The sequence below is a fragment of the Sphingomonas desiccabilis genome, from assembly GCF_004135605.1.
GTDB lineage: Bacteria > Pseudomonadota > Alphaproteobacteria > Sphingomonadales > Sphingomonadaceae > Sphingomonas > Sphingomonas desiccabilis.
In genome coordinates this window covers 695901-721579 of the sequence record NZ_SDPT01000001.1, presented here as the reverse complement: position 1 = coordinate 721579, position 25679 = coordinate 695901, and the positions used below count along the sequence as shown (strand labels likewise).

Annotated in this window: 24 protein-coding genes; 18 read left to right on the top strand and 6 right to left on the bottom strand. The window is 67.0% G+C overall.

Going from position 1 to position 25679, the window contains the following annotated elements:
• Positions 1 to 20 precede the first annotated feature (20 nt).
• Genes ubiB through EO081_RS03350 form a run of 8 tightly spaced genes read left to right on the top strand, consistent with a single transcriptional unit; the run spans position 21 to position 6564 of the window.
• A complete protein-coding gene (gene ubiB, locus EO081_RS03385) occupies positions 21 to 1553 on the top strand; it encodes a 2-polyprenylphenol 6-hydroxylase (protein WP_129340504.1) in 1533 nt (510 codons plus the stop codon).
• Complete coding sequence (locus EO081_RS03380; RefSeq protein ID WP_129340503.1) at positions 1553 to 2656, top strand: hypothetical protein; 1104 nt, start codon at positions 1553 to 1555, stop codon at positions 2654 to 2656. The genes ubiB and EO081_RS03380 overlap by 1 nt, the downstream gene beginning before the upstream one ends.
• Entirely contained in the window at positions 2653 to 3828 is a 1176-nt protein-coding gene (gene coaBC, locus EO081_RS03375; RefSeq protein ID WP_129340502.1) for a bifunctional phosphopantothenoylcysteine decarboxylase/phosphopantothenate--cysteine ligase CoaBC, read from the top strand. Before EO081_RS03380 ends, coaBC begins: the two co-directional genes overlap by 4 nt.
• On the top strand, positions 3815 to 4606 hold the full coding sequence (locus EO081_RS03370; protein ID WP_240697523.1) for an alpha/beta hydrolase: 792 nt from the start codon (positions 3815 to 3817) through the stop codon (positions 4604 to 4606). The genes coaBC and EO081_RS03370 overlap by 14 nt, the downstream gene beginning before the upstream one ends.
• Complete coding sequence (dut, locus tag EO081_RS03365; RefSeq protein ID WP_129340501.1) at positions 4603 to 5052, top strand: dUTP diphosphatase; 450 nt, start codon at positions 4603 to 4605, stop codon at positions 5050 to 5052. Before EO081_RS03370 ends, dut begins: the two co-directional genes overlap by 4 nt.
• The gene (locus tag EO081_RS03360; protein WP_240697522.1) at positions 5049 to 5468 is read left to right on the top strand and encodes a hypothetical protein; all 420 of its coding nucleotides are present in this window, start codon (positions 5049 to 5051) and stop codon (positions 5466 to 5468) included. The genes dut and EO081_RS03360 overlap by 4 nt, the downstream gene beginning before the upstream one ends.
• Positions 5465 to 6217 carry a HesA/MoeB/ThiF family protein gene (locus EO081_RS03355; RefSeq protein WP_129340500.1) on the top strand — a complete coding sequence of 251 codons (753 nt, stop codon included), beginning with the start codon at positions 5465 to 5467 and terminating at the stop codon, positions 6215 to 6217. Before EO081_RS03360 ends, EO081_RS03355 begins: the two co-directional genes overlap by 4 nt.
• Positions 6205 to 6564 carry a DsrE family protein gene (locus EO081_RS03350; protein ID WP_129340499.1) on the top strand — a complete coding sequence of 120 codons (360 nt, stop codon included), beginning with the start codon at positions 6205 to 6207 and terminating at the stop codon, positions 6562 to 6564. The genes EO081_RS03355 and EO081_RS03350 overlap by 13 nt, the downstream gene beginning before the upstream one ends.
• Before the next feature lie 28 nt (positions 6565 to 6592).
• On the opposite strand, the gene galU is transcribed toward EO081_RS03350, so the two are convergent.
• The gene (gene galU / locus EO081_RS03345) at positions 6593 to 7462 is read right to left on the bottom strand and encodes a UTP--glucose-1-phosphate uridylyltransferase GalU (RefSeq protein ID WP_129340498.1); all 870 of its coding nucleotides are present in this window, start codon (positions 7460 to 7462) and stop codon (positions 6593 to 6595) included.
• A gap of 114 nt (positions 7463 to 7576) precedes the next feature.
• On the opposite strand from galU, the gene wecB reads away from it, so the two are divergent.
• The gene (gene wecB, locus EO081_RS03340; protein WP_183947811.1) at positions 7577 to 8716 is read left to right on the top strand and encodes a non-hydrolyzing UDP-N-acetylglucosamine 2-epimerase; all 1140 of its coding nucleotides are present in this window, start codon (positions 7577 to 7579) and stop codon (positions 8714 to 8716) included.
• The gene (gene wecC / locus EO081_RS03335) at positions 8700 to 9998 is read left to right on the top strand and encodes a UDP-N-acetyl-D-mannosamine dehydrogenase (protein ID WP_129340497.1); all 1299 of its coding nucleotides are present in this window, start codon (positions 8700 to 8702) and stop codon (positions 9996 to 9998) included. The genes wecB and wecC overlap by 17 nt, the downstream gene beginning before the upstream one ends.
• Positions 9999 to 10001: 3 nt before the next feature.
• Here wecC and EO081_RS03330 read toward each other — a convergent pair whose 3' ends face one another.
• On the bottom strand, positions 10002 to 11006 hold the full coding sequence (locus EO081_RS03330) for a M48 family metallopeptidase (protein WP_165284481.1): 1005 nt from the start codon (positions 11004 to 11006) through the stop codon (positions 10002 to 10004).
• A 113-nt stretch (positions 11007 to 11119) separates the two neighbouring features.
• Here EO081_RS03330 and EO081_RS03325 point away from each other — a divergent pair, with 113 nt between their 5' ends.
• The 3 genes from EO081_RS03325 to EO081_RS03315 all read left to right on the top strand — a co-directional run bounded on the left by EO081_RS03325 (position 11120) and on the right by EO081_RS03315 (position 13443).
• Complete coding sequence (locus EO081_RS03325) at positions 11120 to 11887, top strand: metallophosphoesterase family protein (RefSeq protein WP_129340495.1); 768 nt, start codon at positions 11120 to 11122, stop codon at positions 11885 to 11887.
• 76 nt (positions 11888 to 11963) lie between these two features.
• Positions 11964 to 13058 carry a glycosyltransferase family 4 protein gene (locus tag EO081_RS03320; protein ID WP_129340494.1) on the top strand — a complete coding sequence of 365 codons (1095 nt, stop codon included), beginning with the start codon at positions 11964 to 11966 and terminating at the stop codon, positions 13056 to 13058.
• 109 nt (positions 13059 to 13167) lie between these two features.
• Positions 13168 to 13443 carry a hypothetical protein gene (locus EO081_RS03315; protein WP_221214946.1) on the top strand — a complete coding sequence of 92 codons (276 nt, stop codon included), beginning with the start codon at positions 13168 to 13170 and terminating at the stop codon, positions 13441 to 13443.
• A 204-nt stretch (positions 13444 to 13647) separates the two neighbouring features.
• On the opposite strand, the gene EO081_RS03310 is transcribed toward EO081_RS03315, so the two are convergent.
• From EO081_RS03310 to EO081_RS03300, 3 genes are all read right to left on the bottom strand, one after another.
• Entirely contained in the window at positions 13648 to 14748 is a 1101-nt protein-coding gene (locus EO081_RS03310) for a tetratricopeptide repeat protein (protein WP_129340493.1), read from the bottom strand.
• A gap of 108 nt (positions 14749 to 14856) precedes the next feature.
• Positions 14857 to 17043 (bottom strand): GumC family protein, encoded by a 2187-nt coding sequence (locus EO081_RS03305; RefSeq protein WP_165284479.1) that lies wholly within the window; start codon positions 17041 to 17043, stop codon positions 14857 to 14859.
• A 58-nt stretch (positions 17044 to 17101) separates the two neighbouring features.
• Positions 17102 to 17824 carry a polysaccharide biosynthesis/export family protein gene (locus EO081_RS03300; RefSeq protein ID WP_165284477.1) on the bottom strand — a complete coding sequence of 241 codons (723 nt, stop codon included), beginning with the start codon at positions 17822 to 17824 and terminating at the stop codon, positions 17102 to 17104.
• A 72-nt stretch (positions 17825 to 17896) separates the two neighbouring features.
• Here EO081_RS03300 and EO081_RS03295 point away from each other — a divergent pair, with 72 nt between their 5' ends.
• The 5 genes from EO081_RS03295 to EO081_RS03275 all read left to right on the top strand — a co-directional run bounded on the left by EO081_RS03295 (position 17897) and on the right by EO081_RS03275 (position 24244).
• Positions 17897 to 19246 (top strand): acylneuraminate cytidylyltransferase, encoded by a 1350-nt coding sequence (locus tag EO081_RS03295; protein WP_206364342.1) that lies wholly within the window; start codon positions 17897 to 17899, stop codon positions 19244 to 19246.
• The gene (locus tag EO081_RS03290; protein ID WP_129340490.1) at positions 19230 to 20204 is read left to right on the top strand and encodes a hypothetical protein; all 975 of its coding nucleotides are present in this window, start codon (positions 19230 to 19232) and stop codon (positions 20202 to 20204) included. Before EO081_RS03295 ends, EO081_RS03290 begins: the two co-directional genes overlap by 17 nt.
• 208 nt (positions 20205 to 20412) lie before the next feature.
• Positions 20413 to 21741 (top strand): O-antigen ligase family protein, encoded by a 1329-nt coding sequence (locus tag EO081_RS03285; protein ID WP_165284475.1) that lies wholly within the window; start codon positions 20413 to 20415, stop codon positions 21739 to 21741.
• 173 nt (positions 21742 to 21914) lie between these two features.
• Positions 21915 to 22799, top strand: coding sequence for an N-acetylneuraminate synthase family protein (locus EO081_RS03280; protein ID WP_129340488.1), 885 nt, complete (start codon positions 21915 to 21917; stop codon positions 22797 to 22799).
• A 167-nt stretch (positions 22800 to 22966) separates the two neighbouring features.
• Positions 22967 to 24244: a glycosyltransferase family protein gene (locus EO081_RS03275; protein ID WP_129340487.1), complete on the top strand. Its 1278-nt coding sequence runs from the start codon at positions 22967 to 22969 to the stop codon at positions 24242 to 24244.
• A gap of 74 nt (positions 24245 to 24318) precedes the next feature.
• Here the strand turns inward: EO081_RS03275 and EO081_RS03270 are convergent, their stop codons facing one another.
• Entirely contained in the window at positions 24319 to 25665 is a 1347-nt protein-coding gene (locus EO081_RS03270; protein WP_129340486.1) for a polysialyltransferase family glycosyltransferase, read from the bottom strand.
• Positions 25666 to 25679 lie beyond the last annotated feature (14 nt).

Sequence of the window (25679 nt, the reverse complement as noted above, 5' to 3'; positions counted from 1 at the left end):
CGCCGCATCGAGGATCGGGCATGACCTCCAAGATCACCCACGGCTGGCGCCTTTGGAAATGGGGCCGCACTCTGGCACGCCACGGCGCGCTGCGCGGACTTGAGCGAGACCCGAGCACCCCGCCGGGGCTCCGCCGCGTTGCACGCCTCCTTCAGATGGGCATGTTCGCGCCCAAGGAGCCGCGGTACGCGCAAGCGCTACAGGCGCTTGGCCCGGCTGCCATCAAGCTCGGCCAGACCCTAGCCACCCGTCCCGATCTGGTCGGCGAGGGTCCGGCGCACGACCTGCTCGCGCTGCAGGACGCGCTGCCGCCGCTCCCCTGGTCGGTGATCCGCCCGGCGATCGAGGCCGGTCTCGGCCGGCCGATCGAAAGCGTGTTTGCCGAAATCGAGGAAGTGCCGGTCGGTGCTGCCTCGATCGCGCAGGTGCACCGCGCCGTCACGACCGATGGCCGCACGGTTGCCGTCAAGGTGCTGCGTCCGGGCGTCGAGCACGAATTCAACCAGGCGATCGACACCTATGAATGGGCCGCCGCCCAGCTCGAGGCCTATGGCGGCGAGCTGAAGCGGCTGCGCCCCCGGCTCGTCATCGAGACCATGAAGCGCTGGACCGCGCGCGAGCTCGACCTCCGGCGCGAGGCGGCCTCCGCTTCGGAACTCGCCGAGGCGATGCAGGCGGAGCCGGACTTCACCGTTCCTGCGGTCGATTGGCAGCGCACCACCAGCCGGGTGCTGACGATCGAGTGGATCGACGGCATCAAGCTGTCGAATCGTGCCGCCCTGATCGAGGCGGGCCACGACCTTCCGGCGATGGCGCGCAAGCTGGTGCAGGCGTTCCTGCGGCAGGCGATCGCGGAGGGTTTCTTCCACGCCGACATGCACCAGGGGAACCTGTTCGCGCTGCCGGACGGGCGCATCTGCGCGATCGACTTCGGCATCATGGGTCGCATCGACCGGCGGGCACGGGTGTGGCTTGCCGAAATCCTCTACGGCCTGATCACCGGCAACTATCGCCGTGTCGCCGAAATCCATTTCGAGGCGGGCTATGTGCCCGCGCACCACAATGTCGCGGAGTTTGCAACAGCGCTGCGCGCGGTGGGCGAGCCGATGCGCGGGCTGGCGGTCAAAGACATGTCGGTCGGCATGATGCTGGAGAGCCTCTTCAACATCACGCGCGACTTCGACATGCAGACCCAGCCCCACCTGCTGCTGCTGCAGAAGACCATGGTGATGGTGGAGGGCGTGGCCACCGCGCTCGATCCCGACATCAACCTGTGGGAAACGGCGGCGCCGTTCGTGCGCGGCTGGATCCGCGATGAGCTGGGCCCCGAGGCGGCGGTCGCCGACCGGATCGTCACCGACCTGCGCACCTTTGCGCGGCTGCCGCAGCTGATCCGCAACCTGGAAGCGCGCTATCCGACGCCAGGGGGTGCGCCCCCTCCCCCGCCGTTGCGCGAAATCGAGGTCATCCGCGTCGGCGGCGGATGGCGGTACATCGGCGTGGCCGTGGTGAGCGCCGCGCTGGCGGTAGCGGCGACGCTGCTGGCCAGCTGATGGCGCGGCCCGCCCGCCCGCTGTGGCTGGTCCGCCCAAGCCGGGCCAGCGGCCTCTCGGCCAACCAGGCAGTGGCGCTGGTCCTGTTCCTGCTGCTGGTCGCGGCCGGTGCGCTGATGGGCGTGCGCGGCGGGAGCGTGCCAGCGCCGCGCGCCGCGATCGAGCAGAGCGACATCAGCGTGCACGATGGCATCGTCGGCGCGCTGCGCGGTGGCGAGGCCTATTACCCGGCAACCGCGCGGATGCTGCGCGCCGGCGGCTATCCGCTCAAGCCGTTCCTGACCTTCCCCTTGCCCACGCTGCCGGTGGTGCTCGCAGCGCTGCCGGGGCTGGTTTCGATCCTGCTGCTCCTGCTGCTGGCGATCGGCACCGCCTTTGCCTGGCAGAAGCGGTTGCACGCGGCCTTGGCCCGGCCGCTGCCGGTGTTCGGCGGCATGCTGCTCCTGGCGGGCGGAATGGTTGGCCTGCTGGCCCCCGACGTGGCGCTCTTCCCCGAAACCTGGGCAGGCATGCTGGTCGCTCTGTCGCTGGCGATCCGACACCAGGAGCGCTGGGTAGAGGCAGTCGCCATCGCCACCGCGGCGATGCTGATCCGCGAGACCGCGGCCTTCTACGCCATCGCCATGGGGCTGCTCGCCTTTGCCGAGGGACGCCGCCGCGAGGCTTTGGGCTGGGCGGCGGGCGTCGGTCTGCTGGCCATCGTCCTGGTGTTCCATGCCCAGGCCGTCGCGCAGGTCGTCGGCCCGCTGGATCCGGCCGCGTCGGACGCGGCGGGCCTGCACGGCTTCGGCTTCTTCGTGCGCGCCGCCATCACCACCACCGTGCTCCACCTGCTGCCGGCCGCGATCGCCGCGCTGCTGGTCGCGATCGCGCTGTTCGGCTGGGCGATGTGGGATGATCCGATCGCCTTGCGTGTGACCGTGACGCTGGCGGTCTATGCTGCCGCGACAGCCATCCTCCCGGGCGCGGACGGCTTCTACTGGGCGTTCCTCGTCGCGCCCCTGCTGCTGGTCGGCCTGGCGTTCGCGCCGGACGGGCTGCGCGACCTCGCCCGCGTGCTGCTCGACAGGCGGCGGGTTCGGGTGCAGAGAATCACGCGATGAAGCGCATCCTGCTGATCGTCGGCGGCGGCATCGCCGCCTACAAGGCGTGCGAACTGATCCGCCTGTGCCGCAAGGCCGGCATTTCGGTGCGCTGCGTACTGACCGGCGGAGGCGCGCACTTCGTCACCCCGATGACGCTTGCCGCGCTTTCGGAGGCACCAGTCCACACCAGCCTGTGGGACCTGAAGGATGAGGCCGAGATGGGCCACATCCAGCTCAGCCGCGAGGCGGACCTGGTGGTCGTCGCCCCGGCGACGGCAGACCTGCTCGCGAAGATGGCGGCCGGCATGGCCGACGATCTGGCGACGACGCTTCTGCTCGCGACCGACAAGCCGGTGCTCGCCGCGCCCGCGATGAACGTGCGCATGTGGCAGCACGCCGCCACCGTCCGCAACGTTGCGCAGCTGCGTCGCGACGGAGTCGCCGTGCTCGAACCCGACGAAGGGACGATGGCGTGCGGCGAATATGGCTCAGGCCGCCTGCCGGAACCGGCGGCAATCCTGGCCGCGATCGAACGCGCCCTGGTGCCCGCAGCCCGGCCGCTCGCCGGGCGGCACGTGCTGGTGACGGCGGGGCCGACGCATGAGGCGATCGACCCGGTGCGCTACATCGCCAACCGCTCGTCCGGCCGTCAGGGCTATGCGATCGCGGGCGCGCTGGCGAAGCTCGGCGCGCGCGTGACGCTGGTGTCGGGGCCAACGACACTTGAGACCCCGCCGGGCGTGTCCCGCGTCGACGTGGAAAGCGCGCGCGAGATGGCCGATGCAGTCGATGCGGCGCTTCCGGCCGATGCCGCGGTGATGGTGGCAGCCGTTGCGGACTGGCGGGTCGAGGCCGCACCCCTGAAGCGCGCGAAGGCGGACATGGGCGACCGGCTGGAGCTCGTCCCCAACCCGGACATCCTCGCGAGGCTCGGGCATAGCCCGCGGCGGCCGCGCCTGCTGATCGGGTTCGCGGCGGAAACGCACGACGTACTCGCCCATGCCGCCGGGAAGCGCGCACGGAAGGGCGCAGATTGGATTGTCGCCAACGACGTATCGGGGGACGTGATGGGCGGGACCGCCAATGCGATCCACCTGGTGACGGAACATGGCGTGGAAAGTTGGGAGCGAATGGACAAGGACCTGGTTGCGGAGCGTCTGGCGGAACGGATCGCGCATGGGCTGGCATAGGCTGCTCCCCGTCGCCCTGGGTCTCGCGCTCGCAAGCTGCGCCGGCGACAGCGCTCGTCCGGGCTCCGACAGCGCGGCAGTAGTGCGCGTGCAGGAGCAGGCGTTCGGTGCGAGCGGCCGGCGCTCGGTCAAGGCGCTGGTCTATGTGCTGCACCGGGACGGCGCGAGTTCGGATGCGGCCGATCACCACCGCTTCGCCCGCGACCTGGCGGCGGCGGCCCCTGGCGCGCGGGTGGTGGCGCTTACCCAGCCCGTGCCGGAGGGAGATGCCGACAAGGGCATGACCCGCGGTTTCACGCGGGATCGCATTACGGCTTTTGCCGACCGGATCGAGGCCGGGCGCGAACGCTATCGCGGCGTCCCCACCGTCCTCGTTGGAGACGGCGGCGGCGCGGCACTGGTGGCGGACCTCGCCGGCCTGCGGCCGAAGCTGATCGATGGTATGGTGCTCGCCGCCTGTCCGTGCATGTTGCCCGAATGGCGCAAGCATATGGAGAAGCGGATGCCCGGCACGTCGTTCAAGCCTGCGCCCGACAGTCTCGATCCGCTGATGACGGTAGGCGGTGTGCGCCCGCAGACCAAGGCGGCGCTGCTGGTCGGCTCCGAGGATCCGATCACGCCCCCGAAATTCTCGCGCGGCTATGCGGAAGCGCTCGCGCTGCGCGGGATCGCGACCGATTTCCGCGTGCTTCCACGCAAGGGCAACGAGATCCTGAACGACCCGGAAGTGCTCTCGGCCACGACCCGGATGCTCGCCTCGCTGCAGGCCAGCCAATGAGCGACAGCGCGATTCGCATCGCCGTCCTTCGCCTGGAACACGGCCGGGGACTGCCGCTTCCGGCCTATGCGACGGCAGGTGCCGCCGGCATGGACATCGTCGCCGCCGAAGACTGCATGCTCGCGCCGGGCGCCAGGCACGCGGTCTCGACCGGTTTCGCCCTGGCCATCCCTTCGGGTTACGAAGTGCAGGTCCGTCCGCGCTCCGGCCTTGCAATCAAGCACGGCATCACCTGCCTCAACACGCCCGGCACGATCGACAGTGATTACCGCGGCGAAGTGAAGGTGATCCTGGTCAACCTCGGACAGGAGCCGTTCGCCATCCGCCGCGGCGAGCGCATCGCACAGCTCGTGCCCGCCCCGGTGCTGCGCGCGACGCTCGACGAGGTCACGAGCCTGGACGAGACCGCGCGTGGCGGTGGCGGCTTCGGGTCGACCGGGCGGTGACCGTCCTCTTCGCCCTGATGGCCGCGCTCGCTGCGCAGCTGACGCCACCGCCGGCGGAGCCCGATCCCCTTCGTACGTCCCCGATCGACTGGGATGCACTGGACGCGCTCCCCTACCGTAGCCAACCGGAAGTGACGCCGCAGATGGTCCGCTTCGTCCAGGGGGAGATGGCCCATGGCCGTTGCACGCCTCCGGCGCCGATCGCCGGCAAGCGCCGCGTCCATGCCGACGTTGCCGTCCTGATCGGCAGCGGCGCGAGCGTGCGGGCGACCATTCCTCGCGCCATCAACTGCCCGACCGTGGAACAATATGCGGCCGGGCTGGTGCTCGGCTTCGCGCGCGACAATCTGAACACGCGGTTCGCCGTGGAAGGCACGTGGTACCGCGCGAGCATGACCTTCGACCTGCCCGAATGATCCTGACCGACGCGGAGCTGGAGCGCTACGCCCGCCACATCGTGCTGAGGGAGGTCGGCGGCGCCGGGCAGGCCAGGCTCGCCGCCGCGCATGTATGCGTGGTCGGCGCAGGCGGCATCGGCTCGCCGGTGATCCAGTATCTTGCCGCGGCGGGGGTCGGGCGGCTCAGCGTGATCGACGACGACCGGATCGAGCTGTCGAACCTCCAGCGCCAGACCCTCTTCGGCACCGAGGATCTGGGACAGTCGAAGGCTGAGATCGCGAGCCGTGCGGTCGCACGCCTCAATCCGCACGTATCCATCACGGTGCATCAGGTCCGGATTGATCCGGCCAACGCAGCCGGGCTGGTCGGCGGCATGGACGTGGTGGTCGACGGAACCGACAATTTCGCCACGCGGCTTGCGGTCGCCGATGCGGCGCTTGCAGCTCGCGTGCCGCTGGTCGCCGCCGCAGTCGGCGAGTTCGAAGGACAGCTGGGGGTGTTCCGCGGCTGGGAGGCGGACAAGCCCTGCTATCGCTGCTTCGTCGGCCAGGACCCGGAACGCCCGGATCGCAGCTGTGCCGACACGGGCGTGCTCGGCGCCCTGACCGGCGTGGTCGGCAGCCTCGCCGCACTGGAGGCGATCCGCGCGATCACCGGTTTCGGGGAGGATAGCGCGGGCAAGCTGCTGCTGATCGACACGCTGGCGCTGCGCTTCCGGACGCTCCTGCTCCCCAAGGATCCGGGGTGCCCCGCATGCGGGGGCTGACCGTCCTCGTCGCGACTGCCGATCCCGTCCGCTTTCGGGCGGCGCTCTCCACCGCTGCGGCCACTGCCGCGCTGGGCGGCCGGGCGCGCGTGTTCCTTCATGAAGACGCGGTCGTGCTGCTCCAAGCGTCCGCCGATTCGGATGCCGCTCGATTTGCCGTGGCCGGGTTGCCGAGCCGGGCCGATCTCGTCGCGATCGCCCGTGAGAGCGGCGTGGAACTGCTGGTCTGCCAGTCGGGCCTAGCCCTGACGGGTCTTTCGATGGCCGAGCTCCCCGCCGGCACGACGGCCGGCGGGCTGGTCAGCCTGCTGGCGACCCTGGGCGAGGATCGCCTGCTGGCGTTCTGACGCCCGGCTGCAAACCGGGCGCCGTCGGTCAGGCGAGCAGGTCCTGGGCAAAGGCCCGGACCGCGGGGCCGACGTCCTCGCGCGCCAGTGCCGTTGCGAGATTGGCCTGGAGGAAGCCCGCCTTGTCGCCGCAGTCGTAGCGGACGCCCTGGAACGTCACGCCGTGGAACGGCTGGTTGCCGATCATCCGCGCCATCGCGTCGGTCAGCTGGATCTCGCCACCCGCACCGGCTTCCTGCGTTTCCAGGATGCGCATGACCTCGGGCTGCAGGACATAGCGACCGATCACCGCCAGATTCGACGGCGCCGTCCCTGCCTTGGGCTTTTCGACAAGGCCCTTCACTTCGGTCAGCGTGCCGTCGCGCATTCCCGGCGTGATGACGCCGTATTTGTCGGTCTGGTCGTCGGCCACTTCCTGCGCGCAGATCAGGTTGCCGCCGACCTTGTTGTACGCCTCGACCATCTGCTTGAGACAGCCCGGCTGGCCGACCATGAAGTCGTCCGCGAGCAGCACCGCAAACGGCTCGTCGCCGACGATGTCGCGCGCACACCAGACGGCGTGGCCGAGACCCATCGGCTCCTGCTGACGGACATAGGCGACACGGCCCGGCTTCAGACGCGTGGCGTCCAGCACCTGGAGCGACTTGCCGCGGCCCGACATCGTCGATTCCAGTTCGTAGGCGATGTCGAAATGGTCTTCGATCGCGTGCTTGCCGCGACCGGTGACGAAGATCATCTGCTCGATGCCCGCCTCGATCGCCTCGTCCACCGCATATTGGATCAGCGGGCGATCCACGACGGGAAGCATTTCCTTCGGCATGGCCTTGGTTGCCGGCAGAAAGCGGGTCCCCAGACCCCCGACCGGAAACACCGCCTTGCGAAGTGGTTTGATGGACATGCTTGCTCCCTGTGATGTGCCAGCGCGGCCGGACGGCCGATAGACGGTCAGGCCCCCCTGCCCGATACCTTCGCGCGATTAGCACTCCCTAAACATCCGCGATAGAAGGCTGCCATGGCACCGCACCAAAACCGACGCATTCTGGTCGTATTCGGTACACGGCCCGAAGCGATCAAACTGTTCCCCGTCCTGCACGCGCTCGCGGAGCTCCCCGGACTTGCGGTGCGCAGTTGCGTCACCGCCCAGCATCGCGGTCTTCTCGATCAGGTGCTTTCGATCGCTGGCGTCACCCCGGACATCGATCTGGACCTGATGGAGCCTGGTCAGTCGCTGGATCGCCTGACCGCCCGTCTGCTGCTGGCGCTGGGCGAGGTGATGGACCGCGAGCGTCCCGACCGGGTGATCGTCCAGGGCGACACGGCGACGGCGATGGTGGGCGCCCTTGCCGCCTACTACCGCAAGATCCCGGTCGGCCATGTCGAGGCAGGCCTTCGTTCGGGCGACATCTACCAGCCCTGGCCAGAGGAGGTGAACCGCCGCATCGTCGCCCCGATCGCCGACCTCCATTTCGTGCCGACCGAGACTGCCGCCACCGCCCTGCGTGCGGAGAACGTCTCCCCTGCATCCATCCACGTCACCGGCAACACGGTCATCGACGCACTGCACGCGACCCGAAACCGTATCACGGCAGATCCGGCTCTCGCCGCCGGGATCGGACCGATCGCAGAACGCTTCGCCGGCAAGCGCGTGGTGCTGGTGACCACGCACCGGCGCGAGAACTTCGGGGACGGCATGGCCGCGATCGCGCGGGCGGTGGGGCGGATCGCCGACCGCCCGGACGTGGCGGTGCTCTTCCCGGTGCACCCCAACCCGAACGTGGTCGCGGCCATGGATGCGGTGCTCGGAGAGCGTGCCAATGTCGCGCGCGTGGCGCCGCTGGATTACCCCAACTTCATCCGCGCGCTCGAACTCGCGCACGTCGTCCTCACCGATTCGGGCGGGGTACAGGAGGAAGCACCCGCGCTCGGCAAGCCGGTGCTGGTGATGCGCGAGACGACCGAGCGGCCGGAGGGGGTCACCGCCGGCACCGCGCGCCTCGTCGGCCCGCACGAAGATCGTATCGTTTCGGGAATCTCCACGCTCCTCGACGACCATGACGCCTATGCGGCCATGGCCCGCGCGCATAATCCGTTCGGCGACGGCCGGGCATCGGCAAGGATCGCGGAGATCGTGGCACGTGATTTCGGACTCTGAACTGAAGGTTTGCATGGTGGGGCTGGGCTATATCGGCCTGCCCACCGCCGCGGTGATCGCGCGCTCCGGTGCCTCGGTCCTCGGCATCGACGTCGATCCGCGGGTGGTCGAGACGGTGAACTCGGGCAAGGTCCACATCGAGGAGATCGACCTCGACGGCCTGGTTTCGGGCGTGGTCGCACGCGGGCTGCTGCGGGCCTCGACCCAGGTCGCGCCGGCCGACGTGTTCGTCATCGCGGTGCCGACCCCCTTTGGGCCGAACCATGAGCCCGATGTCGGTTATGTGCTCGAAGCCGCCGCCACCATCGCGCCCGTGCTCAAGGCGGGCGATGCCGTGATCCTGGAGTCCACCTCCCCGATCGGCACCACCGAGAAGGTAGCGGCACTGCTCGCCGAACGGCGGGCCGACCTGGCAATCCCCGGCCACTGCAGCGGAACCGCGGACGTCGCGATCGCCTATTGCCCGGAGCGCGTGCTGCCCGGGCGAATCCTCGTCGAATTGATCGACAACGACCGGGTGATCGGCGGGATCACCCCCCGCTGTGCCCGCAAGGCACTGCATTTCTACCGCCGCTTCGTGCGGGGCGCGTGCGTGACCACCACGGCGCGTGCGGCAGAGATGACCAAGCTCACCGAGAACGCCTTCCGCGACGTCAACATCGCCTTTGCCAACGAACTGTCGGTCGTGGCGGATACGATGGGCATCGACGTCTGGGAGGTGATCCGGCTGGCCAACCGCCACCCGCGGGTCAACATCCTGTCGCCGGGGCCGGGTGTGGGCGGCCACTGCATCGCCGTCGATCCCTGGTTCCTGGTGCATGCCGACCAGGAGAATGCCAGGCTGATCCGCACCGCGCGCGAGGTGAACGACGCGAAGATCGCCCACACGATCGCCCGGGCAGAAGCACTCGCAGAGGCGATGCCGGGAGCGCCGATCGCGTGCCTGGGCCTCGCGTTCAAGGCGAACATCGACGACTTTCGTGAGAGCCCCGCGCTCAAGGTCGCGCTGCACCTGGCGAAGCGGTTCAGCGATCGCGTCCGGATCGTGGAGCCCTATGCCGCACGCCTGCCGCAGGCGTTCGAGGGCACCGGCGCGCAGTTGATCGACCTCGACACCGCACTGGAGACCTGCCCCGCGTTCGTGGTGCTGGTCGACCACGACATCTTCCGCTCGGTGCCACTGGACGAGCGCGCCGAAAAGCGCGTGCACGACGCGCGCGGCATCTGGCCGGACCAACCCAAGGCTCTGGCCACGGCGCCTCGCCTGCGCGTCGCAGGCTGAGCGCTAGTCGGACTGGCTGCCGAGGTCGGGCAGCGGCTCCTGCCCGGCCTGTTCCAGGCGTCGCATGCGGGCGATCTCGGCCTTGATGATCTCGATGCGGCGCCGCTCGCTCGGGTGCGTTGCCGCGCGAAAGATGCCGGCGCCATGTTCGCGGCCATAGCGTTCCCAGAAGCGGACCGCCGCCTGCGGATCGAAACCGGCGTGGGCCATCAGGTACACGCCGAACCGATCCGCCTCGACCTCCGTGTTGCGAGTCAGCCGCGCGTTGCGGCCGAATTGCTGGAGCAGGCCGCGCTGGATACCCGCGGCATTGAGGCGCGCGCGGTGCTTCAGGATGTTGTGCGCCATCTCATGCCCCAGCACGGCTGCAAGCTCGGCATCGTCCCCGGCGTAGGCGACCATTGCGGTGGTCGCTTCGACATAGTCGCCGTTGGCGCGGGCATCGAGCGTATCCGACGGCCGGGTCTGGAAGCGCGACGGGCATCCCTGTTCCGGGGTGAACCGGATTTCCTGCCGCGCGCCGCTCCGCTCGACCGTCAGCGTCACCGCACCGCCGGCCAGCGCCTTCTCGAGCTGGTCCGTCACTGCCACGAGGCGCGTGAAGGTCCCGCTGGTGCCGCTCGGCAGATCGGGCACGGGCCGGCCGTCGATCGCGACGATCCCATCGTCCTCGCGAAGCCCCGCGTGCGCGGCTGGGCTGTCCGGCGCCAGTGCCAGCACCGATGGCGCATTGCCGATCCCGAAGGTGGTGCGCACCTCCGCGCGATCCGACTCGCCATACTGGCTGACGTCGTGCAGCAGAAAGCCCGGCAGCGGCGCTTTCTCCGGACACAAACGCGCGGCCCGTGCCGCCAGACGATAGCCGACCGTCTCCATCCGTCGATCCAGCGTACGCAGTGCCAGCAGGTCGTCGTTCGCGGACACGGCGGACGCAAAGGCCCCGATTGCAGCGGCCGGTGTCGTGAACGACAGCAGCAAGGCGCACAGGACCGGAGAAAAACGCGGCATCCCCCCTGCTAGCATCTCGACTCCGCGAGGCAAGCGCACGCAATTCGCCTTGCGTTCAGCCTGCACTCTTATCAAGAGCGGCGGCCACTGCGATTCTGCGACATTTCAAGGTGATGATGTTCTTCAAACGCCGAAAAGCGGAATGCCGAAGCTACAAGCTTCCCGAGGGACAGCGGATCTATGCGATCGGAGATATCCACGGCCGCATCGACCTGTTGCGGGAATTGCTCGATCGGATCGATGCCGACCTTCGAGCCCGACCGACTGCCGGAACCGTCCTGCTGGTGTTCCTTGGCGACCTTGTCGATCGCGGACCCGACTCAGCCGCAGTGGTCGCCCTGGTGCGGGAACTGGTCACGGCCGGACGCGCGGTTCTGATCAAGGGCAATCACGAGGAGATCTTCGTACAGGCCGCACGCGGGGAGGCGCGCGCCGCGCGCGGCCTGCTGCAGATCGGCGGGGGTGCCACGCTTGCGAGTTACGGGGTCGCGCAGGAGGAGATCGACCGCGGCAGCTTTGCCGATCTCGCCGAGTTGCTGGTCGATCGTATCCCGCGCGCGGACGTCGATTTCCTGGACCGTGCACGCGACTGGTATCGCAGCGGTGATTATCTCTTCGTGCATGCGGGCATCCGGCCGCGCGTCTCGCTGGACGACCAGGATCCTTCGGATTTTCGCTGGATCCGGCGCGAGTTCATCGACAGCAACCACGATCATGCGATGATGATCGTGCATGGTCACACCATCGCAGCCGAGGTCCAGGAAAAGCCGAACCGGATCGGGATCGACACGGGCGCCTATCGCAGCGGTGTACTCTCTGCCCTGGGCCTCGAAGCGGGGGAACGCTGGGTGCTGCAAACCGAAGCGCCCACCCACGCCTGACCGAGGATCCCTCGGTCCAGGCGTAGTCGCACCGCCCCTTCCCTAGGGACGGGCGCGGCGACTAGAAGGCGCCCCCATGAAGATCCTCCACGTAGCGCAGAAGGTGAAGGGCGGCGTCGCCACACACCTCTGCGAACTGATCCCCGATCAACAGGCGCGATACGGGAAGGATCAGGTTCTGGTCGCCGTGGCGGCGGACGAAATCGAACACCTCGCCTCCCTGCCGAGCTCGACACTGCGGCTTTTCAGGAGTTCGGCTCGCAGCCCCGGCGCACTAGCCGCCATGGGCCGTGAGGTCGCGCGGCTGATACGGCGCGAGCAGCCGGACATCGTCCACATCCACAGCACCTTTGCGGGTTTGGTCGTGCGGCTGCCATTGTTGTTGCGGCGCGGCGAACGGCCGCGGGTCGTCTACTGTGCCCACGGGTGGGCCTTCAACATGCAGGTGTCGCAAGCAAAGCGCCGTGCCTATGCAGCGGCAGAACGGCTGCTAGCCCGGGTGACCGACGCCATTCTCTGCATCTCGGAGTTCGAGGAACGCCGGGCGGCCGAAGTCGGTCTGCCCGGGGACAAGCTGCACATGGTCTACAATGGCATCGCACCTGATACGCCCCCGGTGGCAACGGCGACACTGCCGAACTTCGACACCGAGCACCTGAACCTGCTGTTCGTCGGCCGCCAGGACCCGCAGAAAGGCTTCGACGACCTGCGCCACGCCATGGCGCAGGTCGCCGACATCCCGGTCCATCTGCACGTCGTTGGGGACCGGAGCGTGTCGAATGGCGACTCCTCGGCGGAGCCTGATCCGCCGAACGTGACGCGCTACGGATGGGTCGCCATCGATCGCATCCCGGCGTTCCTCGAAGCCTGCGACGTGGTGATGATGCCCTCCCGCTGGGAAGGGTTCGGTCTCGTGGCGATCGAAGCGATGCGACAAGGCAAGCCGGTGTGCGCAAGCGACGCAGACGCGCTGCCCGAGATCGTCGTTCCGGGTATTTCCGGATATATTTTTCCAGCCGGGAACGTAGAAGCGTTGGCGGAGTTGATCCGCTCGATGAGCCGCTCCCAGCTTCAGCGCCTGGGCGTATCCGCTCGTCAACACTTCCGCGCCAAGTTCACTGTTGAACAAATGAGTAACGCTATTTCAAGGCTTTACGAGGAAGTGATCTAAATGCATCACCGAGGATGGAATATGGGGGCCGGGCCGGAAGCGCGTTGACTTCGGCAGTGCAGCATGCGACCTGCTCTCTAATTCCGCAACGTAACAGTGGAGATGGTCTATGAAGAAACTGGTAGCTGTAGCAAGTTCGTGCGCAGCCCTGATGATGGCGGCGGCTCCGGCAGTGGCGGCTAACCGCGCACCGGCGGTTTCGGCGCAGGCACCGACTCTCGGCGTTCGCGCTGCGGCCGTGAACCGCACGGTTGTTCCGACCAACGCTGAGGCGAGCAACCTCGCCGGCGGCGGCATCCTGATCGGCGTCCTGGCGCTGGTCGCAGTCGGCCTCGGCATCTACGTCGCGGTTGACGAGGACGACGACGCTCCCGCGAGCGTCTAAGTCAGGGATTTCGGCGCCTCGGCAACGAGGCGTTGATCTTGCGAAGAAGCCCGGGTGACCGCGAGGTCGCCCGGGCTTTTTTCGTCGGCGTACAGAATTGGGGCGGACACGCGGCCGCCTGAGGGTGGAGAAGCCCGATCCGCCGGCCGAAGAGGCTAACGGCCTCTTCCGTCCTGCATCGCTGACGAAACCGCTCCCTGGGGCCTACTGGCGGCGGAGGCTGAAGCTGTCGATCCACAGCGGAACGTCGCTGCGACGCCCGGAGACGGTGGCGATGCGGACCTGCTTGACGGCGCAATTGGTGGCAGGAACCACAAAGGTCAGCGCGCTCGTCGCCCAGCCCTGGGTGAAGTCGTTCCGCTCTCTCGCAAGAAGCTGGTTCGAGGCGGCGCACCGCACGGAGACCTCCAACGACCCGTTGCCTCCCTCTGCACGCCCTTCGTAGCGCAAGGCATAGCTGCCAGGCGCAAGCAGCAGCGACTGGCTCATCACGGCTCTCGGCTTTCCAACCGCGTACGGATCGATGCGGAGCGCGGGTCCCTTCCCGTCCGGACGGGGCGCGATGCCGACGGCACGACCAATTGCACGCTCGCCCTGCCAGTCAAGAGAGCCCGCCGAAGCCGATCCCTCGAAACCGCCGTTCACGATCAACGGCAGCGAACGGCCAGTCGCCTGCTGCCAGAGGGCGCGCGCACCATCCGCGTCGCCAAGCCGCACCTGACGCTCTACCAGGGAGCCGAGTTCGGAGGGAGTAGGCCGCCCTCCCGCGTCCCGAAGCGCAGCGAGTACCGCCGCGTAATCCGCGTCGGCGGAGCCGATGAAAGACTGGAAGAAGGCTCCCCGCCAAGGCGGCTGCTTGGCGAGGCGGCCTGCCAGGTCCGGCAGCGCCGGCGGGAAAGTGGACACCTTCACCAAGGTAGGGAGGATCTGGGCCGCAAGTCCGGGCTCCCGCCGAAGCATCACGTCCGCTCGGCGAAAAGCGTCCGCGTAGCGACCTTGGGTCATGTCCAGGTCGAACATCCACGCGTCGGCCGTGGACTCACGCCGGCTGAGTTCGGCCGCGCGGGCCATGAGCTTGTCGGCGGCTGCAATGTCCGAAGAGTCCACCGCAGCAAGCGCAAGAACGAGCGTCGCCCGAGACGAAAGCGGATCCTGGATCAGTGCACGTTGCGCGGCATCGCGCGCGACCGGGACGTCGCGCAAGATCTGGCTCTGCGCGAAGCGTGCGAGCACGGCTCCGTTCGAAGGGTCCACCCGTGCGGCGACGGAGGGCGCCAATCGGGGTTCGGCCGCAAAGCCTTTCACCCCGATCTCCCAAGCGCCCCCCGCGAAGACAAGCGCGGCGACTATAATGCGCGGATCCAGGCGCCTGCGCGCCTTCTGCCCGCTTCTCCTTCGCCGCCGTTCCATCGCTTAGCCCGCCGTCTTCTCGCCGTAGCTGTAGTAATACTCGGAATAGTCGAGCGAATCCGAGTAGGCGGCAGCCTTCCGGTCGAACTTCGTGAGCACGACGCCCGCGATCTGGCTGCGGCTCCCGCGCAGGCGACGGAGTGCCGACAGCACGACGCCGCGGCGGCTCTTCTTCGCCTGAACGACCAGCACCGTCGCCTCGATCGCAGCCGAGAGCATCGGCACGTCCGCGAGACCCACCACCGGCGGACCGTCGACCAGGACGAGGTCGTAGTTCGCCATTGCCTCGGCCAGAAGCGGACGAAGGCCGGTGCTGAGCAGTCGTGCGGGGTTCGGCGGGATCGGTCCTGCCGGCACCACGTCGAAGCCCGCCTCGATCGTCTGCACCGCCTCGCGCATCGAGGCCTCGCCGCTCAACACGGTCGAGAGGCCGCGCACGTTGGTCGTCGACAGCAGCTTGTGCAGGTTCGGACGACGCATGTCGGCGTCGATCAACAGCACGCGCTTGCCGCCGCCGGCGAAGCTGTAAGCGAGCGCGACGGCCGTCGTCGACTTGCCCTCGGCCGGATTAGAACTGGTGACCAGGAGGCTGCGCGGCAGGCCGTTGGGTCCCGAGATCTGCAACGCCGTCCGAACCGCGAAATAGGCTTCCGAGAAGCCGGAGCGCGGGTCGGCCAACTCCTCGACCGCGACCTGATCCTCCTCGAGCTTGGGGATCATCCCGAGCAGCGGGAGATGCAGCTTGTTTTCCACATCCTCCGGCAGCTTGAACGTGTCGTCGACGAACTCGAGGATCAGCGAAATGGCGACGCCGAGGCCGAGACCGGCCAGGAACGCGAGCGCAAGGTTGAGCCACAGGATCGGGCGCGACGGCGAACCGGGAACACGCGCACGATCGATCACGGACACGCTGTTCGAACCCGCACCACCGGAAACCCCGATCTCCTTGTAGCGCTGCAGCAGCGCGTCATAGAGCGCGCGGTTCGTATCCACCTCGCGCTGGAGGATGGTGTATTGGATGCTGCGGCCCTGAAGGTCGATCACCTTGCCGGTCGACTGCTCCATCTGCCTCTGCAGCGCCTGCTCCTGGTTGAGGGCCAGCTCGTAGCTGCCGCGCAAGCTCTGAAGGACGCGGTTGCGTGCGGCGGCGAGCTCCCCTTCGGTCTCGGTGATCTTGGCGCGGGCCTGGACCATTGCCGGGAATTCCGGCTTGAAGGTCTGCAGGCGCTGCTCATAGTCGGACCGAAGCGCGGCAAGCTGGCCGGTAAGCGCCGAGACCTGCGGGTCTGCCAACACCTGAGGCAGAGTGCGCCCGCTCGGCTGTTGCGCCAGCCGCCAGTTCTGCTCCGCCTGGACGCGGGCAGCGGTCGCCTGCGCGAGGGATGCGTTGAGCGCGCTCAGGCTTGCGGAATCGAGCGACTGGCTCTGCCCCGCGTTTCGCGCATCGGTGACGTTCACGATGCCCTGCTGGGCGGCGTAGTTGACGAGCTCGCGCTCCGAAGCACCCAGACGCTGCTTCAACTCCTGCAGGCGACGACCCAGGAAGTTGCGGGCGTAGTTGGACGCGGCGTATTGGCGATCGATCGTGCTCTCGATGAACTCGTCGACGGCCGCGTTCGCAACCGCAGCCGCCATGCGCGGATCGTTGCTCTCGTAGGTCACCTCGATGAGGGAAGAACCGGCGTAGGGTGCCGCGACGATTCCCGCCTGCACCTTGTTCGTTGCCGCGTCGAATGCCCTCTGGCGTTCCTGCGGCGTGGCGGCAGAGCCGGTCTTGGCGTCGAACAGCCCGCCGCTGACGTCCACGAATTCCGGATTGCTGTCGAGCTTCAGGCGACGGACGATCCCTTGAGCAGACGCACGGCTCTTGATCAGGGCGAACTGGGTCTGGAAGAACAGTGCGTCGCCGTTGTTGTCGGCTTCGACGCTATTGACGTCCAGGACGCGGGGCGCTTCCCGCTGCACTTCGAAGGTTGCGCGCGCCGTATACACCGGCTCCGCCAGCAAGGTCGCAACCAGGCCGATCAGCAGGGCGATGGCCGTCGTGCTGACGATCAGCCATTTCCGCTTCCGCAGGATCATGACGTAGTGCGTGAGGCCGCTCCGATGGCCGTCCTCTGCGGTGACGTCGCGGCTGAAGCCGCGTGCGCCGCCGTCACCCTCCCACACGTCACCGGGAGCCGGGATCATGCGGTCACCCGATACGCTTCGTTCATTCATTGGTGCCAGCCCAGCTTAGACGTTGAGATTAATTGGCGAGACGATCGACCGTGCGGAACGCATTGAGGACCGGCAGCGTGCCGATCACGTCGCGCAGCAGGACCTTCCCACGCGAGCGTTCCACCACGACAAGATCGTTTCCGTACAGCGTCGGATCTTGAACTTCCCCGCGCCGGATCATCTGCACGTCGAAGATGGCGGCCTGTCGCTCTGCACCCACGTTGCGGAAGACGGCGACAAGCCGCTCGTTCGCGATGTTGTTGGTCCCGCCGGCGAGCGCCAGCGCCTGCAGCAAGGTGACCTTGCCCGGGATCGGGTACATGCCCGGCCGCGTCACTGCGCCCTCCAGCGTGATGCGCTGGCTGATCGCCTCGGTGATGCCGACGGTCACCTCCGGGCGCTGCATGTACTTTGCCCGCAGACGCGACGCGATGAGGTTCGAGACTTCGGCGGGCGTCATGCCACTCGCCTTGATCTCGCCGACGAACGGCAAGGCGATCTTGCCGGCGGCGTCGACGCGGACCTGGCGGGTCAGCTCGGGCAGCTGGTACACGGCGACATCGAGTTGGTCCTGCGGACCGATGTAATAGGCATCGGAGACCTCGCCGATGGCCTGACGCGGGTCCGGCACCTGCAACTGCGAAACCGGCGTGACTGCGGAGGCGGTCCCCTCCTTGATCGGGCTCTTGGTGGCGCAGCCTGAAGACAGGATCAGCGCACTGCACGAGCCCAACATCACTGCCGCACGCATGGGCAATCGCCCAAAGCTCCCTGTACGCATCAACACTTCCCGTTCTGTTCGGGCTCGCAGGACGCGGCACCCGTGTCGGTTTTGTTTCTATCGGCCGGGCTGCCTAGCATCATGGCTTCGCGGACGCCACCGCTAACGCCAACGTGCCACCGTACACCGCTAGCCCGTCGACAGGCAGCGCCTGGCGAGCCTATGGCAGCGACGAAACAGAAAGGGAGGCATATGGCACAGGCAGCTGAAGACGTGCTGGCAATCATTCCTGCCCGGGGTGGGTCCAAGGGCATCCCGCGCAAGAACGTCCTGCCACTCGGCGGGAAGCCCCTGATCGCGCACACGATCGATGCCGCCCGCGCTGCCCGCAACGTGACGCGGGTGGTCGTGTCCACCGACGATGACGAGATCGCCGAGGTCGCCGAGCGCTATGGCGCCGAAGTGGTGCGCCGCCCGGAGGCGCTCGCCTCCGACATGGCGAAGTCAGAGGATGCGCTGCTCTACACGCTTGCAGCGCTGGAACAGGCGGAAGGCTATCGCCCGGACCTGCTTGTCTTCCTGCAATGCACCTCGCCCCTGACTGCGCCCGAAGACATCGACGGGACCGTCGATGCGCTGCGGACCCATGGCGCGGACAGCGCCGTCGCCGTCACCGCCTTCCACTATTTCCTCTGGAAGGAGGACGGACAGGGTTCAGCCGTCGGCATCAATCATGAGAAGTCCGTGCGGCTGATGCGCCAGCAGCGGGAGCCGGAGTATCTGGAGACCGGCGCCGTCTACGTCATGAAGACCGACGGCTTCGTCGCCTCCAGGCACCGCTTCTTCGGCAAGACCGCGCTGTTCGACACGCCGGTCGAGCGGCGGCTGGAGATCGACGAGCCGGAAGACTTCCGCATGGCCGAGGAGCGCATCGCTCGACTGTCACGGACCCCCCCTGCTACCAAAGACCTGCCGGCGAAAGTCTCGGCCTTGATCATGGACTTCGACGGGGTGCACACCGACGATCGCGTGTTCGTGAGCGAGACCGGCGAGGAAACCGTTGCCTGCTCGCGCCGGGACGGGATGGGCATCGAACAGCTTCGCAAACGCGGTCTGCCGATGCTCGTCATCTCGAAGGAGCGGAACCCCGTGGTAGCTGCACGGTGCCGGAAGCTCGAACTTCCGCATCACCACGGCATCGAAGGCAAGCTGGCGCTTCTTACCGACTGGCTTGCCGAAAACGGCATTTCCGCGGCCGAGGCCGTGTATGTCGGCAACGATATCAACGACCTGGAGTGCATGGCGGCCGTTGGCTGTGCGGTCGCACCCCGCGATGCGCATCCCCAGGCGCTCGCAGCGGCGCAGCTGATACTCGATGCCGAAGGCGGCCGCGGCGCTATCCGCGAGCTCGCCGACCGCCTGATCAAGGGCGGACATGTCGTCGGCGCGTGAACCCGGCGCGGGGAAGGTCGCCGCCCTCCCCCGCTCCCGCCTGCACCTCCAGTTCCTGGTCGACAACGGGGCTGAGCCTGACCTGGTACTCTACCGAGACGCTTTCATGCGTGGGCCGGTTGAGACCCAGTATCCAGGGCGCGCCCTCGACCTGGGCCGCGAGACGCTCCCCCGAGGCTCGCTTTCGAGCCTGTTGGCGGCGCGACGGGCGAATGCGGCCTATTATCGCTCGGTCGCGGCAAGCCTGCATCCGCTGGGGATCGAGCGACTGATCCTGTTCCTCGAGGGTGAGCCGCTGGAACGATTCCTGATGGCCTTGCCCGGAATCCGCGCCGTGGAACTGTGGGAAGACGGGCTCTCCCACTATACGGACCTGACCAGTCCCCTGTGGTACGCGGCGCGCGGCGCAGTACAGGCCGCGGTCGGCTTTCACCCTCGCGGGATCCTCAACCGCCGGATCGACCGATCGAAGGTCCGCGTGCGCGACCGGTTCGAGCAACGCAATCTGGTACTGAGCCCCCCGACCGAACCTGGTGAGCAACGGGACGCACTGCTATTCGTCGGGTCGCCGCTGGTCGAGGACGGCATCATCCGGCACGCACGGTTTCTAGCGGCGATGCGCCAGCTAGGGGCGGCAAGCCCGATGGCGGTGCGCTACCTGCCGCATCCGCGCGAAGATCTGACCCGGCTACAGGCGGACCTTGCCGGCATCGGCAACGTGGAGATCGAGCCCAATGCCGGCGGACTGATGGAGCACGCGGGCAGGTTCGGCTACCGAGCCTATGCCGCGGCGATTTCCACCGGCCTGCTGGATCTCGGACGCTTCGACCAAAGCGCCTACGTCCCGCAGATGTTCGGCTGTGCACGGATGGCCCGAGCGCTCAGCCAATGGCCCGCGAACCCGGTGCGGCTCGTGGCTGACGGGCAAGCACTGCGGGAATTCCTTGCCCAGCACTGATCCCTCGAACTTCCCCCCGAACCTTGAAGCCAGCGCATGTTCATGACATCCCGCGAACGTTGCGCGGCAAACTGAAAGATCTATGCACACGCCGATCCTGGTCCGCCTCCGCCATTCCGGAGCCCTTGAAGCAAGCGCACTCGTGGCGGCCGTGCTATTGGCAGCCGCTATCCTGCTGGGCGGGTCCTCGCGCCCCTCCTTCGGGAACATGGCACTGCAACTCATGGGATTGGGGGCGCTGCTGTTCGCCTTTGTCCGGCGCGATCGTGTTCCCGACGGGCCGATCGGACGTGTCGTCCTGATTCTGCTGGTCCTCGCGGCGGCCCTGCCTCTGCTGTACACCGTACCGCTTCCGCCAAGCATCTGGACTGCGCTGCCCGGGCGGGAAGAGGCGGTGAAGACCTATCAGGCGGCCTCCATTCCGCTTCCCTGGCACGCGGCAGGACTGCGGGCGGGTACGGGCATCGCCGCCGCGCTTTATCTGCTGGCTCCTGCCGCGGTGCTATTCGCGACGGTGCGTGCAACAGAAACACAGCGCTGGAACCTGGTCTACATCCTCCTCGCTCTTGTTGCCGTGTCGGTCTTCCTCGGGCTTGCGCAAGCTGCCCTGGGCAACCGCAACACCATCAAGGTGTACGGCACGAGCAGCATCAACGGCGCGCTCGGGTTCTTCGCCAATCGCAATCATCTTGCCACCCTTCTGCTCTGCGCTATCCCTTTGGCTGCAGCTTGCAGCATCCGGTGGTCGCGTGGTCGCGAGCCGATCGAACGGATGGCGGCGATCGCCGGCGCCGTCTTGATCGGACTTGCCATCCTGGGAATCGCCGCGACCACCGCGCGCGCAGGGCTGGTGCTTATTCTGCCCATGATCGTTGGCGCGATGGCTCTTTTCGTGCGGTTCCGGAAGCTGACGCTGTCCGAGTCCGACTCCCGAGATGAGGACCGCGCCGCAGGTCGATGGATGCTGCCGGTCGGGCTCGGCCTCGCGCTGATCCTCGGCCTGGCACTGGCGCTTCATTCCTTCGGCGCGGCATTGACTGGACGCGTACAGTCGCAAGGCCTGGTCGACGCGGGTCGCCTCGGCTTCTACAAGGTCACCGGCGAGGCGATCGAACAGTATCTTCCGATCGGTTCGGGGCCCACCACCTTCACGCAGGTGTATGCGATGCGGGAGCCCGTAGAACAGGTCGCCAGCACCTTCGTGAACCATGCGCACAATGATTACTACGAGATCGCGCTCGAGTACGGCGTGTTCGGTGTGATACTCGTCGCGGTCTTTCTCGCATGGTTCCTTTGGGCGGCCGCTACGGCATGGCTCGGCCGGGCCAACTCCCCTTCCCTGCTGGGATCTGCGGCAAGCGTCGCCATTTTGGCGGTTCTGCTGCACTCGCTAGGGGATTATCCGCTTCGGACCACTACGATGGCGTGCGTCTTTGCCCTACTCTGCGGGCTCCTCGTTCCCGCTCCTCGTCGCGTTCGCCGCACGTCTGATGCCGCATCGCAGCAAAGAATGCGCCGCCGAGTTGCTGCACCGTAGCAGTTCGTATAAGCAAGGTTAATCGCGGTTCCTTCACCACAGGTTGGGAAGGATCGGTGGATGACGAAGTTCGTGGTTCATCGCGGGGTGATGCCGTGAGCGGCGGGGATTAAGCGATCACAGGCGCAGCGACGTGGCGGGGGCTCGTCGCAACGTCATTCAAGGAGTTGATTATGAGCGTCAAAGTTATCGCCGAGGTTGGCTGCAACCACATGGGCAGCATGGACATCGCCAAGGAGCTGATCCAGGTCGCGGCGATCTACGCCAAGGCCGACGTGGTGAAGTTTCAGAAGCGCAACAACCGCGAGCTCCTGACGGAAGCGCAGTATAACGCGCCGCACCCGAACCCGGCCAACTCCTATGGCGACACCTATGGTGCGCACCGCGAGTTCCTCGAGTTCAACGTCGACCAGCACCACGAGCTGAAGGCCGAGTGCGAGAAGTTCGGCATCGAATATTCCACGTCGGTGTGGGACACGACCTCGGCACGCGAGATGGCGACCCTGAAGCCGTCGCTGCTCAAGGTTCCCTCCGCCTGCAACCTGCACTTCGAGATGCTCGACGTGCTCGCCAAGGACTTCGACGGCGACATCCACCTGTCGCTCGGCATGACCACCCATGACGAAGAGCAGCAGATCGTCGACTTCTTCGTCGAGCGTGGCCGCGCGAAGGACCTGGTCCTCTATGCCTGCACCTCGGGCTATCCGGTTGCGTTCGACGACCTGTGCCTGCTCGAAGTCACCCGCCTGAAGGACAAGTTCGGCGATCAGGTGAAGTCGATCGCCTTCTCCGGCCACCATCTGGGCATCGCTGCCGATATGGCCGCCGTCGCCCTGGGCGCCGAGTGGGTCGAACGCCACTTCACCATGGATCGCACCTGGAAGGGCACCGACCACTCCGCTTCGCTCGAGCCGGACGGCCTGCGCCGCCTGTGCCGCGACGTCCGCGCAGTCGCCAAGTCGCTCAAGTACAAGTCGACCGAGATCCTGCCGGTCGAGCAGGTCCAGCGCGACAAGCTGAAGTGGCGTCCGAAGCCGAAGGCTGCCGAAGCGGCATAAGATTTCACCTGACAGTTAAATGGCCATGCCGAACTCGGGTTCGGCGTGGCCATTTTACTTTGGGGCTCATCTAGCAGCCCTTACGGCACCGCCGACGGTGATCGATGTCGCCCGTTGGGTTCCTGACGCCGCCTCCCGTGCGTCGTACATCTGACCTTAGGATGCGCATGAGCAGTCCGGCACTTCCGGGCCGTCCCGGCCCTACCATCTGCTTCATCGGTGTAGCGGGATCCGCGGCTACGACGCTTTCGATGGTTGCGGATGAACTGAAGAGGAAGTGGCCTGAAGCACGCCTGGTTGTGCTGGACGTCGAACGGTTCAACACTCAGTCGACGTCGTCCTTTCACTGGCCAGGCTCTGGCGAGGTGCTGCACCTGCTGATGGAGCAGTTCGGTCTGGCCAATTTCAGTCGGCGAAAGGAAATTCCGGCCGGCTTCAACCTGCTCCTGAATGGCGGCCCCTTCGCATACCAACGCTTGGTCCGGCGAGGGACCGCTTTCCTGCGGGGTATCGGTGCCGACATCCTGATCACGTGTAACGACACGTCCTATGTGGAACAGGCGTTCCTTACGGCGGCAAAGGATGTCGGCGCGAGTACGGTCCTGATCCAGGAGGGACCTTTCACCATCGTGCACGCGGCGCATCAGGGTATCCGCCCGGGAGTGGTTGGCCGAGTCGGGCATCTCCTGCGCAGCTGGGGCATCCTTCCCAGAAAGGTGCCCTATGGCAGCTTCGGCCATGATCTCGTCCTGGCCTGCTCATCCCACTACGCACGACGCTTCGAGGCTCTCGGAGTGGCGCCTGCGGACATCCGAGTGACCGGCGTACCCCGGTTCGACGCTCTGGCGCCTGCCGTCAGAAGCGACGCACAGCCTGCCACGGTTCTTTACGTCTTCCAGCCGTTCGTATGGCAGGGACGCGTTGCTGGAGAACCGGCACGGGCGGTGCTCGCGATGATGGCGGCTGGCCTCAACCAAGCCTATGAAAGAACACCCTTCGATCTGATCCTGCGACAACATCCGCGTAGCGATCCAGAAACGCTCTCGTTCCTCGAAAGTCACCTTCGGATCCCTTTCCGTTACTCACCGGAGTTGCCGCTGCCGGAAGTTCTGACGAGTTGCGCCTGTGTTCTTGGCCACTACTCGGTAGGCCTTCTGGAAAGCTTGATCCTACGGACGCCCGTCGTTTGCGTCCCGATCCCGGTCTCGGCCTTCACCGAGAAAGAAGAGGGCGAAAAACAGGCATGGTTCGAGTCCACGGGCGTGCCCTGTGCGTATACACCCGACGATGTCTCGCGGCACGTTCTCGGCACGCTGCAGGGAAACGCAGTCGGCGATTTGGACATCGATGCGGAAGTAGGGCCACTCGATCGCAGGGCATTGGAGCGAACGGTGCACGCCATCCAGGAATTGGTCGGGGGACGGGCGACCAGCCACCAAGGCTGAGGAAGCGGTCGCCCATGCCCACGCAGCGGAACGCTTAAGGGGGCCTGCGTTCCGCCGGTACGCCCCAGGCCTGTTCAGCGACCCTGCAGGAGTGCCATCAACTGGCGAGCCACCTCGTCCGAGCCGTGCAGTCGCACGTCCCCGATCTGCTCCTCGATCAATGCCGTCGGCGGCGCCATCTCGCCCGAACCGAGTTTGTCGTCCAGGAACGCTGCGAGCGCCGGAGCCTCCTCGAACACCGCCAAGCCCAGCTCCGACAAGTTCGCGGCCTTGATGGCCTCGTCGTGCTGCGCGAAGCTTTCCGCCTTCAGCCGCACGGCTGCGACCGGCGCTCCGCAGACGGCAGCCTCCAGCAGCGCCGATGAATAGAAGCCGACAAACCCATCTGCGGAGATGAGGTCGTCCGTGAGCGAAGTCCCATCCGAAAGGGCGAGGACATCCGCTAGCGGTGAAAACCGGTCTGCGACCCGCGCGCGCTCGGCCTCATCGGAACGTGGATGCATCCGGATGCCCAAACGGATGGGCCGCTTCTGCGCCAGTTCTGAAAGACCGTGCATCAGCAGCAGTTCCGCCCTGTCCGCCTCGGCGCGATCGAGCTTTCGGTCGGCTCGAAAAGGCTGATGCAGGAACAGCACGCGCTTCGTCTCGGACGCGCGAACCCGATCCCGCCACTTCTCCCGGAGTGCTGCCAGTGCATCGAAGCGCGGACACGGCACAACGGCAAGTTTCGCCGGGTCCAAACCGCGTTCCAGCGCGACACGCCCGCGTCCAGGAGAGGTGATGAAGAAGCGGTCGACCTTGCCGCCGATCAGGTCGCGGCGCGGGACGAGACCCAACCGACGCAAGCCGCCGAACACCAGCTTCTGTTTCCGGTTGCTGAACTCGGGGGCGGTCGCCGGACGCACCGGCATGCTGAAAGGCCCTTCGTCGATCTGCGCGACCTTGAGGCCTGCGCGAGACGCAGCGGCGATCATCGCCTGCTCAGGGAAGCCCCTGGAGTGACAGATCAGCATTGCGCCGACGCTCTGTTCTTCCAGCAGCTTGCCGAAAGCGTCGATCATCTGCTCGAAGCGGCGCGCCCCTCCGGAAATGATGAGGTTGGGCCCTGCTGTCCGGAAGATTTCGCGCAGGCCGAAGTCTGCCGGTCGAAGCCGCAGCACCTCCGACTTGAACCCCTCATAGCGCGCGACACCCCGCCGGTCGAACAGCGACATGTCGACGACGGTTACGGGGGTTTCCGGAGAGACCCGCGCCAATGCGCCTTCGACGGCGGCCAGGGTGGCAGGGTGCGACCCGCCGGCCCCCACCAGCGCGATCCGCGCGAGATTTCTTGCTAGGTTGGTCATCATCAGGCCCGAACGGCAGTGGCCCGGAAATGGGCGTGGGATCCAGAGCGCCCCTCCCGGGTCGCTGCTATGCAACGGTGTTCCTATAC

Excerpts from the sequence above, each read along its gene's own strand:
- ubiB (WP_129340504.1), top strand. The coding sequence starts at position 21 with ATGACCTCCAAGATCACCCACGGCTGGCGCCTTTGGAAATGGGGCCGC.
- EO081_RS03380 (WP_129340503.1), top strand. The coding sequence starts at position 1,553 with ATGGCGCGGCCCGCCCGCCCGCTGTGGCTGGTCCGCCCAAGCCGGGCC.
- coaBC (WP_129340502.1), top strand. The coding sequence starts at position 2,653 with ATGAAGCGCATCCTGCTGATCGTCGGCGGCGGCATCGCCGCCTACAAG.
- EO081_RS03370 (WP_240697523.1), top strand. The coding sequence starts at position 3,815 with ATGGGCTGGCATAGGCTGCTCCCCGTCGCCCTGGGTCTCGCGCTCGCA.
- dut (WP_129340501.1), top strand. The coding sequence starts at position 4,603 with ATGAGCGACAGCGCGATTCGCATCGCCGTCCTTCGCCTGGAACACGGC.
- EO081_RS03355 (WP_129340500.1), top strand. The coding sequence starts at position 5,465 with ATGATCCTGACCGACGCGGAGCTGGAGCGCTACGCCCGCCACATCGTG.
- EO081_RS03350 (WP_129340499.1), top strand. The coding sequence starts at position 6,205 with ATGCGGGGGCTGACCGTCCTCGTCGCGACTGCCGATCCCGTCCGCTTT.
- galU (WP_129340498.1), bottom strand. The coding sequence starts at position 7,462 with ATGTCCATCAAACCACTTCGCAAGGCGGTGTTTCCGGTCGGGGGTCTG.
- wecB (WP_183947811.1), top strand. The coding sequence starts at position 7,577 with ATGGCACCGCACCAAAACCGACGCATTCTGGTCGTATTCGGTACACGG.
- EO081_RS03330 (WP_165284481.1), bottom strand. The coding sequence starts at position 11,006 with ATGCCGCGTTTTTCTCCGGTCCTGTGCGCCTTGCTGCTGTCGTTCACG.
- EO081_RS03325 (WP_129340495.1), top strand. The coding sequence starts at position 11,120 with ATGATGTTCTTCAAACGCCGAAAAGCGGAATGCCGAAGCTACAAGCTT.
- EO081_RS03320 (WP_129340494.1), top strand. The coding sequence starts at position 11,964 with ATGAAGATCCTCCACGTAGCGCAGAAGGTGAAGGGCGGCGTCGCCACA.
- EO081_RS03315 (WP_221214946.1), top strand. The coding sequence starts at position 13,168 with ATGAAGAAACTGGTAGCTGTAGCAAGTTCGTGCGCAGCCCTGATGATG.
- EO081_RS03305 (WP_165284479.1), bottom strand. The coding sequence starts at position 17,043 with ATGATCCCGGCTCCCGGTGACGTGTGGGAGGGTGACGGCGGCGCACGC.
- EO081_RS03300 (WP_165284477.1), bottom strand. The coding sequence starts at position 17,824 with ATGCGTGCGGCAGTGATGTTGGGCTCGTGCAGTGCGCTGATCCTGTCT.
- EO081_RS03290 (WP_129340490.1), top strand. The coding sequence starts at position 19,230 with ATGTCGTCGGCGCGTGAACCCGGCGCGGGGAAGGTCGCCGCCCTCCCC.
- EO081_RS03285 (WP_165284475.1), top strand. The coding sequence starts at position 20,413 with ATGGCACTGCAACTCATGGGATTGGGGGCGCTGCTGTTCGCCTTTGTC.
- EO081_RS03280 (WP_129340488.1), top strand. The coding sequence starts at position 21,915 with ATGAGCGTCAAAGTTATCGCCGAGGTTGGCTGCAACCACATGGGCAGC.
- EO081_RS03275 (WP_129340487.1), top strand. The coding sequence starts at position 22,967 with ATGAGCAGTCCGGCACTTCCGGGCCGTCCCGGCCCTACCATCTGCTTC.